This window comes from Qipengyuania sp. RANM35 (assembly GCF_041021145.2).
GTDB lineage: Bacteria > Pseudomonadota > Alphaproteobacteria > Sphingomonadales > Sphingomonadaceae > Qipengyuania > Qipengyuania soli.
Genome location: NZ_CM196433.1, coordinates 653,748 through 666,814 on the forward strand (window position 1 = coordinate 653,748; position 13,067 = coordinate 666,814).

The window sequence follows — 13,067 nt, forward strand, 5'->3', positions numbered from 1 at the left end:
GCAGGCCATGACCGATTCGCTGATCCTCGAGGTGGCCGATTTCGAGCACGACGTGCTCACCGGAATCTATTCCGAAGAGACCGGGCGCCCGCAGCCGCTGCGCTTCACCATCCAGGCGCGGATGAAGCCGCTGGCGAAGTACGAGGCCGAGACCTCGCTCGATGCGAGCAAGAACTACATGGATCTGAAGTTCGCGGCCTCCGAAGCTTTGCCCGAAGGCGTCCATTTCAAGCTGATCGAGGCAGTTGCCGACCACGTCTGCGAAACCCTGTTCCTGCAGGACAGCCGCGTCGAGGCGGTCACCGTTAAGATCGTCAAGCTCGCCATCGCCGAGGCGCACGAGAAGATCGGCATCACCCTCCACCGCGAGCGCCGGTGATGAAGCGAATTGCGGTCGACGGCCTGCCGGACGATCCGCTCGCCGCAGCCGGCGTGTTCCATCAGCACTGGCTGGCCCATGTCGAGGACTTCCTCGGCAAGGGCGAGGACGTGATGATCGTTGTGCCTTCCGCAGATCACACGCATGGCGAATGGCGGCTGGCCATCGTTGCCGGGCTCGCGCGCAAGCACACGCCGCGCCGCGTCAACATGGTCGCGGGCGAGGGCGAAGCGGTCGACGCGACCGAAACCTATCTTGCAGCGGCGCCCGGCATCACCGGCCAGTACCTGGAGACCTGAGCGATGGTCCGGATCCTCTTCCTCGGTCCCCTGCGCGACCTTGCCGGAGTGCAGGAGCGCGAGGTCACGGGGCCGCTAAGCTGGAACGGGCTGCTCGAAGTCGTCGGACCCGAGGTTGCCGAACAGCTCAGGCTGGACCGCGTCAACGTCGCCTGCGCCGGACGAGTGCTGGCCGACAAGACTGCGCTGCGTGCCAACGATGGAGACGAGATCGCGCTGCTCCCGCCGGTAAGCGGTGGTTAGGCTGGCACTCTCGACCCCGCTCGACGTGCGCCTGCTCGACAGGGGGCTGAGCGTCGGTGAGGCGCTGGCGGCCTTCAATGCCGCGCACGAGGCTGCCGGCGGGGTGGTTTCCTTCCTCGGCAAGGTCCGTCCCGACGGCGACGTACTGGCACTGGAACTTTCGCACTACGAACCGCTGACGCTGCCGGGCATGGAAGGATTGGCCGAAGAGGCCCGCACCCGGTTCTCGCTCGACGGGGCACTCGTCTGGCACCGGGTCGGCGTCATGACGCCGGGCGAGGCGATCGTCCTTGTGGCCACCGCAGCGCGCCATCGCCGCGATGCCTTCGATGCCGCGCAATACCTGATGGACCACCTCAAGAGCGCGGCGTGGCTGTGGAAGCGCGAGAAGCGCGCGGACGGCTGGCACTGGATCGAACCGCGCGACATCGACCATACGGATCTTGCCCGCTGGAACTAACGCCAGGGTGTTGATCCATATCAAGGAACCCGCTTCCGATTCGCCGCAACCTGCTCCTCAACAGCAAGGAGCAGCGTAAATGTCGAAGAACCTCCCCCGTGATCTCGTCGCCGGCCAGGCAAATGTCCGCGACCATGCCGTCACCCCGACCATCGTGGATCGCAGCTTCGAGCTCCCGAAAGAGTTCTACATGGCGACCGTCGGCCTTTATCTCGGCTTCCTGGCGGTCATGGCTATCGGCGTGCCTTCGGGCGGACTGATCCTGCCCATGGTCCTCTTCGCTGTTTCGATCATTGCGGGTTTCGCCCTGCCGGTCGTCTGGTCGCGCCTCGCGCCGGAAGAGACGCAGAAGAAGCCCAAGAGCTGGGGGGCACTCAAGCTCCATGGCATTATGACCCATACCGGCCGCGTGACAGCGAAGGATGCCGCGGTGCAGGTCCTGATCCTTCCCGTACTGGTATTCTGCTGGGGCATCGTGGCCGTCACGATCGTGGGGAGCGTTGCCGGCTAAGGTAATCCCGGTATCCAGTACACCTCGCGGGGCCGGGCGACCGGTCCCGCGATTTTCTTTCCGGGATCAGCGAACGCGCGAACGCAACCGCTCGAGGACCGAGTCTTCTTCGCTGATAAGGTCGATGACCTGCCCGCGCGCCACATCGATGGCCGCGGCATCCTCTGCCTGGATCGAGGCGGCGGCATGGATGATGTCGAGTTCGCCGAGGGCAATCGCGGCAATGCTGCGGGCCGAATCGAGGTCAGCCAGCGCCACTTGCGCGGCGGCCCAGCTGTCGCTCCCGATGTCTGCGCCGGCAGCGGAACCCACCAGCTTTTCGGCTACGGGCTGCGCAGCGGCGAAGGTGGCATGGGCCTCGCGTGCCTGTGCCACCAGCGCTGCAAGGCGCGCATCCAGACCACCGCTCAGGTCGACTTCTACGGGAGGGACATCGAGCTGCTGCAAGGGAGCAGGCTCGAAGCTGCCCTCTACCCGCTCGACATCGCGAATGGCGAGCGAGGGATAGCCGTCGGTGCCGGTACCGGCACATCCGGAAAGGGCAAGGGCGAGGAGAGCAGGGCGAATGAACTTGCGGTCGGTCATCGCCGCCTCCATATCACGCGTGACGCGGGGCGCCAGCAGACATGCAAAAATCCGCATCCGGGCCGTTGACTTGCAACCACCTTTCGCCTAACGGCACGCTTCTTTCCGGGGCCGCCATCCGGCGGCTCGACGGGTGCGCCGTATATTCGCAAGAGTACGGCAAAGCTAATTGATTGAGAGATAACCACCATGTTCGCAGTAGTGCGCACGGGCGGCAAGCAGTACCGGGTTGCCGCCGGAGACAAGATCGCGGTTGAAAAGCTCGCTGGCGAAGCCGGCGACACCATTACGCTGGGCGACGTCCTGCTGGCCGGCGATGGCGACAAGCTCGCCGATGCCGCCAAGACCGTCGTTTCGGCCGAGATCATCGCGCAGGCGAAGAGCGAAAAGGTCGTCGTCTTCAAGAAGCGTCGCCGTCACAACTATCGTCGCAAGAACGGCCACCGCCAGCAGATGACCCTGCTGCGCATCGTTGCCGTGGGCGATTCGAAGGCCGAGAAGAAGGCTGCTCCGAAGAAGGAAGCCGCTCCGAAGGCCGACGCTGCGGAAGCAAAGGCTCCGGCCAAGAAGGCCGCGCCGAAGAAGGAAGCTGCCGAGAAGGCCGCTCCCGCAAAGAAGGCTGCGCCCAAGAAGGCTGCTGCCAAGAAGACCGAAGCCAAGAAGTAAGGAGCGCGAACCATGGCACATAAAAAAGCAGGCGGTTCATCGCGCAACGGTCGTGACTCGGCCGGTCGTCGTCTTGGCGTGAAGAAGTTCGGCAGCCAGGACGTGGTCGCCGGCAACATTATCGTGCGCCAGCGTGGCACCAAGTTCTACCCGGGCAGCAATGTCGGCATGGGCAAGGACCACACCCTTTTCGCGCTTACCGACGGTATTGTGCGATTCCACAAGGGCAAGCTCGGTCGCAAGTTCGTGTCGGTAGACATGATGGCAGAAGCCGCCGAATAAATCGGACGCTCCGATAAAGGGATCGTCCAGACAGGACGGTCCCAGCCGGGATAAACACCGGCAGCCGAAGAGGGAGATGGGACCGACCCGTCTCCCTCTTGTCGTTTCTCCCTCTCAGACTGGCGAAATTTCCTTTCGCCGCCACGCAACTGTCACGCGTCCGGCCTAGGAGCCCGGAGCGTGGTCCAAAGGGGAGAATACCGATGTTCCATGTAACGGAGAGGCTGCTGTTGCGGCCTGCCTGGCCCGAAGACTGGAAGGGCGTGCTCGAAGCGATTGCCGACGAGGGTATCGTCCGCAACCTCGCGCGCGCGCCGTGGCCCTATGACGAGGCCGCCGCCAGGTTCTTCGTCGAACTCCCCCAGGACGAACGCCTTCCCCATTTCCTCGTGGTCGAATCAGGCAGTGGCCGGATCATCGGCTCGGCCGGCTTGGGCGAACACGATGGCCAGCCCGAGGTCGGTTACTGGTTCGCCCGTGACGCATGGGGCAGGGGCTATGCGGCCGAAGCTGCCCGCGGGGTGGTGGAAGTGGCCAAGCTGCTCGGTCACCGCAGGCTGGTTGCCGGGCACTTCGTCGACAACCCGGCATCGGGCAGGGTGCTGCGCAAGGCCGGTTTCGTGCCCACGGGCTGCATCGGCAAGCGCCACAGCCTCGCGCGCGGCGAGCAGGTTGCGTCGATCGAGTATGTGCTCGACCTCGACGAGGCCGACATGCTCCCGCCAATGGCCGCCTGACCAAATAGAAAGGCCCCGCGATCGCTCGCGGGGCCTTTTCACATTCAAGACCCGAGGCTTACTCGGCGGGCATCAGCGCCGCTTCGAACTCGCCCTCGAACTTGTTGATGAGGGCGCGGTCGTCGTGGTCCCACGGGTGGAAGCCGGGCTTGAAGTAGCTCAACCATGCCGGGAAGATCCGGCGCACGACGCCCGGGCTGACGGTGAGGTACTTGAACAGGCCCCACTTCGCCTTGCGGCCGGTAATCCCGTCCTGCGCCAGAAGTTTGAGCGTATCGTTCCAGCGGTTCCTGAAGAAGTTGAAGCTGACGATCAGCATCATCAGGCTGCGCAGCTTGTAGCGGCGCCAGGGCGACCAGTCGCGAGTGGCGTGCAGATAGGTATCGTAGGCGACACCCTTGTGCTCGATCTCTTCGATCGAATGCCATTCCCACATCTTGCGAACTTCTTCGTCCGCATCCTTGAAATGCTTGGGGTTCGCGAGGAACTCGTAGGCCATCATGGCCGTGTAGTGTTCGAGAGCCATGGTCGCGGCGAGGTTGACTATGACCGGGCGGTCCTTCGTCAGCGCCAGCATTTCGGCAACGCGCTGGTCGATCGCCTTGATATCATAGCCATGTTCTTCGGCGAGGCGGTTGAAAGCGACGTGCTCACGCGTGTGGTTGATTTCCTGCTTCACGAAAGCGCGAATCTCGGCGGCCAGCTTGGGGTCGGCGCCGTCGCGATGGGCCTTCACGGCCTCGATGAAAAAGGCCTCGCCACGCGGGAAGGTCGCGGAAAGGGCATTGTGCCAGGCGGTGCCGAAAGGCTCGCCGGCCCACCAGCGGCGCGGGGTGGTGCCGCGGTTGAAACGTTCGTCGCGCACAGTCAGGGTCAGGTCCGCCGGGGTGGGGACGCTGCGGCGCGTATCGGTATCGAATTGGACAGGGGCGTTCATCGGGAACTCCACTAGGATTAACTTACATCAGTGTCAGTAAGGGTTACTGACACAATTGTCAATAAGCATCCCGCATGGGCTTCACCCCGCCTGTCGGATGGGCTAACGCCTTGTCGATGGCGACCCGTAAACGACTGTCACCCGAGGAATCCCGCCTTGCCGCGCTGGAGGCCGCGCGCTCCCTGCTGATCGAGGCCGGGCCCCAGGCGGTAACGCTGAAGGCCGTGGCTGCGCGAATCGGGCGCACCCATGCCAACCTGCTCCACCACTTCGGTTCGGCTGCGGGGTTGCAGCGCGAACTGGCACGCCACCTTGCCGAAACCGTGTGCTCGACCATCGTAGATGCGGTTCGGGCAAGCAGGGCGGGGCTGGGTAGCCCACGCGAAGTGGTCGATCTCGCCTTCGACGCTTTCGACAAGGAGGGCGCCGGCGCACTTGCCAGCTGGATGATCCTGACCGGTAACGAAGATGCGCTGACGCCGATCGTCGAGACGATCCATGACCTCGTCGACGAAATCGCGCCGGAAGAGGCTGCGCACGGTGCCGCGCCGCTCCAGGTTCACGAAGAAACTCTTGCGCTCGTCCTGATGGCCATGGGTGACGCCTTGATCGGCCAGGCACTCTCGCGCTCGCTCGGATTGCCGGAGACTGCCGCCCGCGACCGGGCCGAGCGGATGCTGATGAATTCGATCGCTGCGCTTATTCCGCAGAAGTAAGGCCGGCCCGCATCCATTCGGGTGCAGCGTTCGGCGCGATATCCTCGACACGCAGGTGTTCAACGGCCCGATCGAGCGCTTCATATGCATGCTTGCGCCGTTTCTCGGTCGACTGCGACAGCGGGACCACGACCAGCCGGCGGTTGACCTTCTGCCGCCAGTTCATCCGGGCAGTGTTCTCCTGCCCGACGTAACAGCCCTTGGTGAAGCTGACGCCGTTGAGCTCGACCGCATTGGTTTCCAGCCACAGAATATCCTGCATGTCGGCGCGCCCCTCGGGCACACCCAGCGCCAGGCGATGCGCCAGCCACGCCGCGTCGGCAGGCTCATCCGCTTCATTGGCGGGCGCCAACCAGCGCTGCCCGAGATCGGCAAGCCGCGGATCCGCCGCGCCGCCGTCACCGGGCTCTTTCTGCCAGTGAACCGCGACAGCGGGATCAACGGCAATGTCGATCTTGCGCCGCAGGCGATAGAGCGAGAGCCGCTTCGCCAGTTCCTCGGCCGCCGAAGCCTCGCAATCGAGCAGCAGTTCGCCGTGACCCGCAGGCCATACGATGAAATCGAACAGCATCTTGCCCTGCGGCGTCAGCAGGCCCGCATAGACCGGCAGCAGGCCGGTCACGTCATTGGTCACAAGGCCCTGGAGGAAAGCGGCCACGTCCTCTCCCTCTTCCTGTGGAGTGAGGCGGATCACGGCGCGGTCGAACAGGCGGGTAGCGGTCATGGGTGACAGATAGGCGACCGGACGCCATAGGCAACCACATGGCCGAATCGCTGACAATCCGCCGCCCGGACGACTGGCATCTCCACTTTCGCGACGGTGCCACCATGCGCGCCGTGGTGCCGCATACCGCCCGCCAGTTCGCCCGCGCGATCGTTATGCCGAACCTCGTCCCGCCGGTGACGACGAACGCACTTGCCGCCGCCTATCGCGAGCGCATCCTCGACGCTGTGCCCGAGGGCGTGGACTTCACCCCGCTGATGACCGCCTATCTCACCGACCAGAGCGACGCGGAGGATCTGGCCGCCGGTTTCGCGGATGGAGTGCTGACCGCAGTGAAGCTCTATCCGGCAGGGGCGACCACCAATTCGGCGCAGGGCGTGACCGATATCGCGAATGTCATGGGCGTGCTCGAGCGCATGGCCGAAATCGGCATGCCGCTGTGCGTCCATGGCGAGGTGACGCATGCCGACATCGACATCTTCGATCGTGAGGCGGTGTTCATCGACCGCGTGATGCAGCCGCTGGTCGCGCGCCTGCCCGAACTCAAGGTGATCTTCGAACACATCACAACCCGGCAGGCAGCGGAATTCGTCGATGCTTCGGGACCGAACATCGCCGCGACGATCACCCCGCAGCACCTCCACATCAACCGCAACGCCATGCTAGTCGGCGGAATTCGTCCGCACATGTACTGCCTGCCCGTTGCCAAGCGCGAGGAGCACCGGCTGGCGCTGCGCAAGACGGCGACTTCGGGTTCGGCGAAGTACTTCCTCGGCACCGACAGCGCACCGCATCACAAGCACACAAAGGAAACCGACTGCGGCTGCGCGGGCATCTTCAACGCGCCCTATGCGCTGGAAAGCTATGTCACCGTGTTCGACGAGGAAGGCGCGCTTGACCGGTTCGAGGCCTTCGCCTCGCTCAACGGCCCGCGCTTTTACGGCCTGCCGGTCAACGAGAGCATGATTACGCTGGAGAAGGCACCGGTCGAAGTCCCGGCGACGGTTAGCGGCGGGGAAGCGGAGATCGTCCCCTTCCACGCAGGCGAAACGCTCAGCTGGCGGCTGGCGTCCTAGACCGCGCGACGAGGTCCCACACGAAGATCGCGGCTGCCGCCCAGATACAGGCGAAACAGGCCAGCTCCGCCGGGTGCAGCGGCTTGTGGAATACAGTCAGCCCGAGTACGAAGACGATGCTCGGCGCGAGGAACTGGATGAAGCCCAGCGTCGAATAGGGCAACCGGCGCGCCGCGATGGCGAAAAGGAGCAGGGGGAATGCCGTCAATGCACCGCCGAGCATGATCGCAAGGCCAAGGCCCAGGCTCTGCGTGAATGCCGAACCCGCCGGCGTCTGCGCATAATACCAGGCGACCGCGGTGGCCGGTACGAGCAGCAGCATGGACTCGATGGTCAGGCCTGGCACCGAACCGACCGGGACCTGCTTGCGGATCAATCCATAAGTGCCGAAGCTGAGCGCAAGCGTCAGGCTGATCCAGAGCGTGGTCAGAGCGCCGCCCAGCAAGAGCGAGACGCCAAGCGCCGCGAGCCCGACCGCGATCCACTGACGCCGGGTCAGTTTCTCACCCAACAGCAACGTGCCGAGCAGCACGTTGACCAGCGGATTGATGTAGTAGCCGAGGCTTGCGGCGAAGACCTGGCCGGATTGGATTGCCCAGACGTAGACGACCCAGTTGATGGCAATGAGCGCGGAACTGAGCGCCAGCAATCCCAGAACCTTGGGGTTGGCAAGCGCGCTGCGGACTTCCGGTCCCTGCTTGCGGAAGGCGACGATCAGCAAGCATAGCGGCAGCGTCCAGATAATCCGCCAGCCGACGAATTCGAAGGCCGGCACCGACTTCACCAGGATCAGGTAGAGCGGCAGGAAGCCCCAGATCAGATAGGCCCCGAAGGCCGCGCCAAGACCGGTGCGGTCGCTGTGGGGGTGGTGCTGGTTCATCGATTCAGCGCCTAGGGGTAGGAGAATCGCCCCGCAAGCAACAATTCGTCGCTGCTGGAATGTCGCTTTGTCGCAAATTCGAATCCTGACAGCCGCGTTGCATTCTGTTCAGGAAGGCGGGCCTAAAGCTTAACACCAGACACCGAGTCTCACCGCCTGAAGAAACCAGAAGGAACCGCAAAATGGCCAAGATTTTCCGCACCACCGCCATTGCACTTGCGGCCTCGAGCATGACCCTGTCGATGCCCGCCGCCGCCGCCCCCGATGCCCACGCGTCGGCCGTCGCGCACGCCAATGCCGCCTATGGCGACATGACTTACGAGCACGGCAAGAAGAAGGGCCATCGCAAGCACTATCGTGAATATGAGGAATACGGTCACTACAATCGTTACGACGACCGCCGCTATCGCTCGTACTCGCGTCCCTACTACATGGGCTACGACCGCTATTATGGCGAGCCGGTCTACCGCGACACGCGCATCTGGCGCGGCAATGACGGCCGTTATTACTGCCGCAAGGAAAATGGCACCACCGGCCTGCTGGTCGGCGCGGGCGTCGGCGCCCTGATCGGTCACGAAGTGGCAGGTCGCGGCGGGGATCGGACCCTTGGCGCCATCCTCGGCGCTGCCGGCGGCGCCCTGCTGGGTCGTGCGATCGACCGCTCCAGCACCCGCTGCGGATAAACTGAACACCAGTCTTCGGTCGTGCCCACCCACGGCCCGAGGCACGGCTTCCACCGAGCCGTGAGGGCGTCGTCTGTCTCCAATTCCGGGGGCGGGCGGCGCCCTTTACCTTTTGGGACTACCACCGTCCCGCTATGATGCAGCTGGCGCTGGTGGCTGGCGTCGGGAGGCGTCCCGCGCCAGTGACAACGTCAAGCGATAGCGGGAGACCCCATGAATCTGCGTCCGATTTCTGCCCTTGCCGCCTTGGCGCTGGTTTCGGCCTGCGGTGACAATGCCACCGGTCCCAAAGAGGGCGAGGCGATGGATCCGGCCAGCCAGCAGGCGCTCAATGACGAGCTAATGACCGACCCGGACCTTGCCAACCGCAACGAGGCGGGCGCGGCGCTTTCGGGCACCGGCAATGACGCGGTTCCGGAAATCGACAAGAGCACCCGCGCAATCGAAGCTGCCCGGACGAGGGCGGTAGAACTGGTTGGCGGCACGGCAAACATGAAGCCTGCACCGGCCGCGCGCCAACTCGCCGCGAATGCCCCCGACACCAAGGCGATGGTCGCCGCCGCCAAGGCAGCCGTCACGCCGGGCGGAGCGAACTGCGCCGATAGCGTCGAATACGGTGCGGCCTGGGCGGCTAAGCTGCCAGCCACTTTCCCCGTCTATCCGCGCGGCAATACGCAGGAGGCAGCTGGCACCGACGAGGGCGATTGCGCACTGCGCATCGTGACCTTCCTCACCCCGGTGGAGATCGACGAGATCTTTGCCTTCTATGCCTCGCGCGCGACGGCGGCAGGCTACGCGGTCGAACACGTGCTCAAGGGTGAGGCGAACATCCTCAGCGGCACCAAGGGCAAGTCAGCCGTCGTCGTCTACGCCACGCGCCTGCCTTCGGACGTGACGCAGATCGACCTCGTCACGTCCGAGTGAGGACGGGCGTCAGGCGTCCTTGAGGCCCACGCCGATGTTGGCGCGCGGCTGCTCCATCTCCGTGCTCGCTACCGGATAGGCGCAATAATCGGCGGCATAAAAGGCTGCGGGACGATGGTTGCCCGAGAGGCCGACGCCGCCGAACGGCGCGGCCGAGGATGCGCCGTTGGTCGGGCGGTTCCAGTTCACCACACCGGCGCGGATCTCGGTCCAGAAATGCTCGAAATCCTTCGGACCGCCGCCAATCAGCGAAGCGGCGAGGCCGTAACGCGTGTTGTTGGCCTCGGCGATGGCGGCATCGAAATCGGCCACGCGGATGACCTGCAGCAGCGGGCCGAACAACTCGATGTCGGGACGTTCGGCAATGTCGGTCGCATCGAGGATGGCTGGGCTGAGGAAGGGAAGGCTCTCGTCCTTGCGCTTCATGTGCATGACCGGGCGTCCACCACGGTTCATCAACGCGACGAAGCTCTCGGACAGCAGGTCCGCCGTCTGGTTGTCGATCACGCAGCCCATGAACGGCTGGGGTTCGGCGAAGGGTTCGTCAACGATCAGCCGCTCGGTCAGGCGCTTAACCTCGGCGACCAGCTTGTCGAACATCGAATCGACGATGATCAGGCGCCGCGCTGCGGTGCAGCGCTGGCCTGCGGTGGTGAAGGCGGACTGGATGATGGTGACTGCCGCATCTTCGAGCTTGGGCGTGTCGATGGCGACGATCGGATTGTTGCCGCCCATTTCCAGCGCAACGATCTTGCCCGGGTTGGTCGCCAGCTTGCGGTTGATGGCGATGCCCGCGCGCGCGGAGCCGGTGAAGAGAACGCCGTCGACCGCATCGTGCTCGACCAACGCCTTGCCTTCTTCCGGGCCGCCGTGGATGCACTGGATGACGCTTTCGGAAATGCCTGCCTCGTGGAAGCAACGGGTCAGGAATTCGCCCACCGCCGGCGTCTTCTCCGACGGCTTGAAGATGATGACATTGCCCGCGATCAGCGCGGGGACGATGTGGCCGTTGGGCAGGTGCGCGGGGAAGTTGTACGGGCCGAGGACGACCATCACTCCATGCGGCTTGTGGCGCAGCGCCGCTGTTCCCTGGAGGGCGCTGTTGAGCTTCTTCTGGCCGGTGCGCTCGGCATAGGCGGTTACCGAAATCTCCACCTTGGCGATGACCGCCTCGACCTCGGTGCGGGCTTCCCACAGGGGCTTGCCCGTTTCGCGGGCGATGAGTTCGGCGAAGGGCTCGGCGTGCTTGCGGACGGTATTGGCGAAGCGACGGAGCAGTTCGATGCGGTTGCCCAGCGGCGTGCGCGCCCACTCTGCCTTGGCACCGGCCGCGCGGTCGATGACTGCTTCGACATTGCCCGCCGTGCCGCGCCAGATTTCGGCACCGGTTGCAGGCTCGAAGGAAACCAGTTCGTTGCTAGACACTTCTACCTTCCCGCGTCGCGATCCCGGATGCCCGCGCCTATGTGCGAGGCGAGGCAAGCGGTCAAATATCCATTTATGTAACTAACCCGCATGGCCAAGGGGTCCCGGCGGGGTCCCGTGCGCTTCACCCATGCGCCGCAGGGCAGCCACCTTGGCTTCGAGCACGCTCCAGTCGTCGCGCTGGTCGATGGCGGACCAGATCGATTCGACCTCTTCGATCAGCATCGACTGGGGTTGTTCCTCTGACCAGTAATCGTGGTTCGCGTCGATCGGCTGGTAGGTGGCGAGCGCCTTGGCGAGGCTGCCCTGGGTTCCCCGGCCGCCGCGGTGGCGAAAGAAGAAAGCGTCGGGGCTCTCGCCGCTTTCGCGCAAGTGCGCCTCGCATGCGGCGACGAGGGCGGCATCGTCTTCCGGCCCGCGCGATTCGACGCCAAGACGCCAGCACCAACGCCGCCCGATCGCTTCCATATAGGCAGGGCCGAAGCGCTCCATCGCGGCAATCAGCGGCGGGGCATCGGACAGCTGGCGCAATGCGACGGCCAGCTGCCCGCAATTCCAGTGCAGCGCCTCGGGCTGGCGGCCGAAGGCGTAGAGGCCCTGGTGGTCGAAATAGGCGGCCGTGAAGCCCGGGTCCCAGCGCGGCGCGAAGCGCCACGGGCCGTAGTCGAAGCTCTCGCCCGAGATGTTCATGTTGTCGGTGTTGAGGACGCCGTGGACGAAGCCCGCGACCATCCAGCTTGCGGCAAGGTCGGCAAGGCGCTCCACGACCTGTCCCAGCAGCGTGGCGGCGGGGTTTTCGTCTGTCCCGCTCGCGGCGGGACCAGGGAACCTATGGAGACAATAATCGACCAGCTGCGCCATGTGATCGCGCTCCTCGAACACGGCGAGCCGCTGGAAGGTGCCGATACGGATGTGACCGTGCGAAAGACGGGTCATCACTGCCGAGCGCGTCGGCGAGGGCTCGTCCCCGCGCTGCAGCGCCTCGCCGGTTTCCACTACGCTGAACGTCTTCGAGGTGTAGACCCCGAGCGCCTCGAGCATCTCTGTCGCGAGGATTTCGCGCACCGCGCCTTTCAGCGTCAGCCGCCCGTCGCCGTCGCGGCTCCACGGCGTGCGTCCCGAACCCTTGGTGCCCAGGTCCAGCAGCCGGTCTTCGCTATCGCGCATCTGGGCGAAGAGGAAACCGCGCCCGTCACCCAGTTCGGGATTGTAAACGCGGAACTGGTGGCCGTGGTATCGCAGGGCGAGCGGTTGCGGGAGATTGCCCTCCAGCGGCTCGAAGCGTCCGAAATGCGCCACCCACTCCTCGTCCGACATCTCGGCGAGGCCGATGCTTGCAGCATGGCGATCGTTGCGGAAGCGCAGCCTTGTCTCGGGGAAATCGGCTGCCTCGACCGGATCGCCGAGCCAGTCTGACAATTCGAGGATTGCAGGATCGGGGCGATAGCTCGCGGCTTGCGGTTCTCCTCGCATGTCGCGATAGTGGGGGGTGAAGGCGTCCGGCACAAGGGCGCCACCAACCAGCGACGGGACGAACGCC

At 64.8% G+C, this 13,067-nt stretch carries 18 protein-coding genes; 12 read left to right on the forward strand and 6 right to left on the reverse strand.

Annotated elements, in window-relative coordinates; genetic code table 11:
• Positions 1 to 7: 7 nt before the first annotated feature.
• The 5 genes from RAM60_RS03255 (at position 8) to RAM60_RS03275 (ending at position 1,892) form a co-directional block, all read left to right on the forward strand.
• A complete protein-coding gene (locus RAM60_RS03255; RefSeq protein ID WP_200983119.1) occupies positions 8 to 379 on the forward strand; it encodes a dihydroneopterin aldolase in 372 nt (123 codons plus the stop codon).
• Positions 379 to 678, forward strand: coding sequence for a Rossmann fold domain-containing protein (locus RAM60_RS03260; protein ID WP_369025586.1), 300 nt, complete (start codon positions 379 to 381; stop codon positions 676 to 678). Before RAM60_RS03255 ends, RAM60_RS03260 begins: the two co-directional genes overlap by 1 nt.
• A 3-nt stretch (positions 679 to 681) precedes the next feature.
• Positions 682 to 921 carry a MoaD/ThiS family protein gene (locus RAM60_RS03265; protein WP_369025585.1) on the forward strand — a complete coding sequence of 80 codons (240 nt, stop codon included), beginning with the start codon at positions 682 to 684 and terminating at the stop codon, positions 919 to 921.
• Positions 914 to 1,381: a molybdenum cofactor biosynthesis protein MoaE gene (locus tag RAM60_RS03270; protein ID WP_369025584.1), complete on the forward strand. Its 468-nt coding sequence runs from the start codon at positions 914 to 916 to the stop codon at positions 1,379 to 1,381. Before RAM60_RS03265 ends, RAM60_RS03270 begins: the two co-directional genes overlap by 8 nt.
• A gap of 79 nt (positions 1,382 to 1,460) precedes the next feature.
• Positions 1,461 to 1,892 (forward strand): hypothetical protein, encoded by a 432-nt coding sequence (locus RAM60_RS03275; protein WP_369025583.1) that lies wholly within the window; start codon positions 1,461 to 1,463, stop codon positions 1,890 to 1,892.
• 66 nt (positions 1,893 to 1,958) lie between these two features.
• Here the strand turns inward: RAM60_RS03275 and RAM60_RS03280 are convergent, their stop codons facing one another.
• Positions 1,959 to 2,477, reverse strand: a complete 519-nt coding sequence (locus RAM60_RS03280) for a hypothetical protein (protein WP_369025582.1) — start codon at positions 2,475 to 2,477, stop codon at positions 1,959 to 1,961.
• Positions 2,478 to 2,666: 189 nt separating this feature from the next.
• Between RAM60_RS03280 and rplU the strand changes: the two genes are divergently transcribed.
• The 3 genes from rplU (at position 2,667) to RAM60_RS03295 (ending at position 4,162) form a co-directional block, all read left to right on the forward strand.
• Positions 2,667 to 3,143 carry a 50S ribosomal protein L21 gene (rplU, locus tag RAM60_RS03285; protein ID WP_200983131.1) on the forward strand — a complete coding sequence of 159 codons (477 nt, stop codon included), beginning with the start codon at positions 2,667 to 2,669 and terminating at the stop codon, positions 3,141 to 3,143.
• Between the two features lie 12 nt (positions 3,144 to 3,155).
• Positions 3,156 to 3,425 (forward strand): 50S ribosomal protein L27, encoded by a 270-nt coding sequence (gene rpmA, locus RAM60_RS03290; protein ID WP_200983133.1) that lies wholly within the window; start codon positions 3,156 to 3,158, stop codon positions 3,423 to 3,425.
• 203 nt (positions 3,426 to 3,628) lie between these two features.
• A complete protein-coding gene (locus RAM60_RS03295; protein ID WP_200983134.1) occupies positions 3,629 to 4,162 on the forward strand; it encodes a GNAT family N-acetyltransferase in 534 nt (177 codons plus the stop codon).
• A 58-nt stretch (positions 4,163 to 4,220) separates the two neighbouring features.
• Here RAM60_RS03295 and RAM60_RS03300 read toward each other — a convergent pair whose 3' ends face one another.
• A complete protein-coding gene (locus RAM60_RS03300) occupies positions 4,221 to 5,099 on the reverse strand; it encodes a metal-dependent hydrolase (RefSeq protein ID WP_369025581.1) in 879 nt (292 codons plus the stop codon).
• 116 nt (positions 5,100 to 5,215) lie between these two features.
• Between RAM60_RS03300 and RAM60_RS03305 the strand changes: the two genes are divergently transcribed.
• A complete protein-coding gene (locus RAM60_RS03305; RefSeq protein WP_369026148.1) occupies positions 5,216 to 5,815 on the forward strand; it encodes a TetR/AcrR family transcriptional regulator in 600 nt (199 codons plus the stop codon).
• On the opposite strand, the gene ygfZ is transcribed toward RAM60_RS03305, so the two are convergent.
• Complete coding sequence (gene ygfZ, locus RAM60_RS03310) at positions 5,799 to 6,539, reverse strand: CAF17-like 4Fe-4S cluster assembly/insertion protein YgfZ (protein ID WP_369025580.1); 741 nt, start codon at positions 6,537 to 6,539, stop codon at positions 5,799 to 5,801. The two genes, RAM60_RS03305 and ygfZ, sit on opposite strands and share 17 nt — an antisense overlap.
• Before the next feature lie 38 nt (positions 6,540 to 6,577).
• On the opposite strand from ygfZ, the gene pyrC reads away from it, so the two are divergent.
• On the forward strand, positions 6,578 to 7,615 hold the full coding sequence (gene pyrC, locus RAM60_RS03315) for a dihydroorotase (protein WP_369025579.1): 1,038 nt from the start codon (positions 6,578 to 6,580) through the stop codon (positions 7,613 to 7,615).
• Here the strand turns inward: pyrC and rarD are convergent.
• The gene (rarD, locus tag RAM60_RS03320; protein WP_200983144.1) at positions 7,593 to 8,495 is read right to left on the reverse strand and encodes an EamA family transporter RarD; all 903 of its coding nucleotides are present in this window, start codon (positions 8,493 to 8,495) and stop codon (positions 7,593 to 7,595) included. The two genes, pyrC and rarD, sit on opposite strands and share 23 nt — an antisense overlap.
• 182 nt (positions 8,496 to 8,677) lie before the next feature.
• On the opposite strand from rarD, the gene RAM60_RS03325 reads away from it, so the two are divergent.
• Both RAM60_RS03325 and RAM60_RS03330 read left to right on the forward strand, forming a co-directional pair.
• On the forward strand, positions 8,678 to 9,178 hold the full coding sequence (locus RAM60_RS03325; protein ID WP_369025578.1) for a glycine zipper 2TM domain-containing protein: 501 nt from the start codon (positions 8,678 to 8,680) through the stop codon (positions 9,176 to 9,178).
• Between the two features lie 213 nt (positions 9,179 to 9,391).
• Positions 9,392 to 10,102 (forward strand): hypothetical protein, encoded by a 711-nt coding sequence (locus tag RAM60_RS03330; protein WP_369025577.1) that lies wholly within the window; start codon positions 9,392 to 9,394, stop codon positions 10,100 to 10,102.
• 9 nt (positions 10,103 to 10,111) lie between these two features.
• Here the strand turns inward: RAM60_RS03330 and astD are convergent, their stop codons facing one another.
• Entirely contained in the window at positions 10,112 to 11,527 is a 1,416-nt protein-coding gene (astD, locus tag RAM60_RS03335) for a succinylglutamate-semialdehyde dehydrogenase (RefSeq protein ID WP_369025576.1), read from the reverse strand.
• 81 nt (positions 11,528 to 11,608) lie between these two features.
• Positions 11,609 to 13,000 carry a protein adenylyltransferase SelO gene (locus tag RAM60_RS03340; protein ID WP_369025575.1) on the reverse strand — a complete coding sequence of 464 codons (1,392 nt, stop codon included), beginning with the start codon at positions 12,998 to 13,000 and terminating at the stop codon, positions 11,609 to 11,611.
• Positions 13,001 to 13,067 lie beyond the last annotated feature (67 nt).

Coding starts and splice junctions, on each gene's coding strand:
- RAM60_RS03255 (WP_200983119.1), top strand. CDS start 8: ATGACCGATTCGCTGATCCTCGAGGTGGCCGATTTCGAGCACGACGTG.
- RAM60_RS03260 (WP_369025586.1), top strand. CDS start 379: ATGAAGCGAATTGCGGTCGACGGCCTGCCGGACGATCCGCTCGCCGCA.
- RAM60_RS03265 (WP_369025585.1), top strand. CDS start 682: ATGGTCCGGATCCTCTTCCTCGGTCCCCTGCGCGACCTTGCCGGAGTG.
- RAM60_RS03275 (WP_369025583.1), top strand. CDS start 1,461: ATGTCGAAGAACCTCCCCCGTGATCTCGTCGCCGGCCAGGCAAATGTC.
- RAM60_RS03280 (WP_369025582.1), bottom strand. CDS start 2,477: ATGACCGACCGCAAGTTCATTCGCCCTGCTCTCCTCGCCCTTGCCCTT.
- rplU (WP_200983131.1), top strand. CDS start 2,667: ATGTTCGCAGTAGTGCGCACGGGCGGCAAGCAGTACCGGGTTGCCGCC.
- rpmA (WP_200983133.1), top strand. CDS start 3,156: ATGGCACATAAAAAAGCAGGCGGTTCATCGCGCAACGGTCGTGACTCG.
- RAM60_RS03295 (WP_200983134.1), top strand. CDS start 3,629: ATGTTCCATGTAACGGAGAGGCTGCTGTTGCGGCCTGCCTGGCCCGAA.
- RAM60_RS03300 (WP_369025581.1), bottom strand. CDS start 5,099: ATGAACGCCCCTGTCCAATTCGATACCGATACGCGCCGCAGCGTCCCC.
- RAM60_RS03305 (WP_369026148.1), top strand. CDS start 5,216: ATGGCGACCCGTAAACGACTGTCACCCGAGGAATCCCGCCTTGCCGCG.
- ygfZ (WP_369025580.1), bottom strand. CDS start 6,539: ATGACCGCTACCCGCCTGTTCGACCGCGCCGTGATCCGCCTCACTCCA.
- pyrC (WP_369025579.1), top strand. CDS start 6,578: ATGGCCGAATCGCTGACAATCCGCCGCCCGGACGACTGGCATCTCCAC.
- rarD (WP_200983144.1), bottom strand. CDS start 8,495: ATGAACCAGCACCACCCCCACAGCGACCGCACCGGTCTTGGCGCGGCC.
- RAM60_RS03325 (WP_369025578.1), top strand. CDS start 8,678: ATGGCCAAGATTTTCCGCACCACCGCCATTGCACTTGCGGCCTCGAGC.
- RAM60_RS03330 (WP_369025577.1), top strand. CDS start 9,392: ATGAATCTGCGTCCGATTTCTGCCCTTGCCGCCTTGGCGCTGGTTTCG.
- RAM60_RS03340 (WP_369025575.1), bottom strand. CDS start 13,000: ATGCGAGGAGAACCGCAAGCCGCGAGCTATCGCCCCGATCCTGCAATC.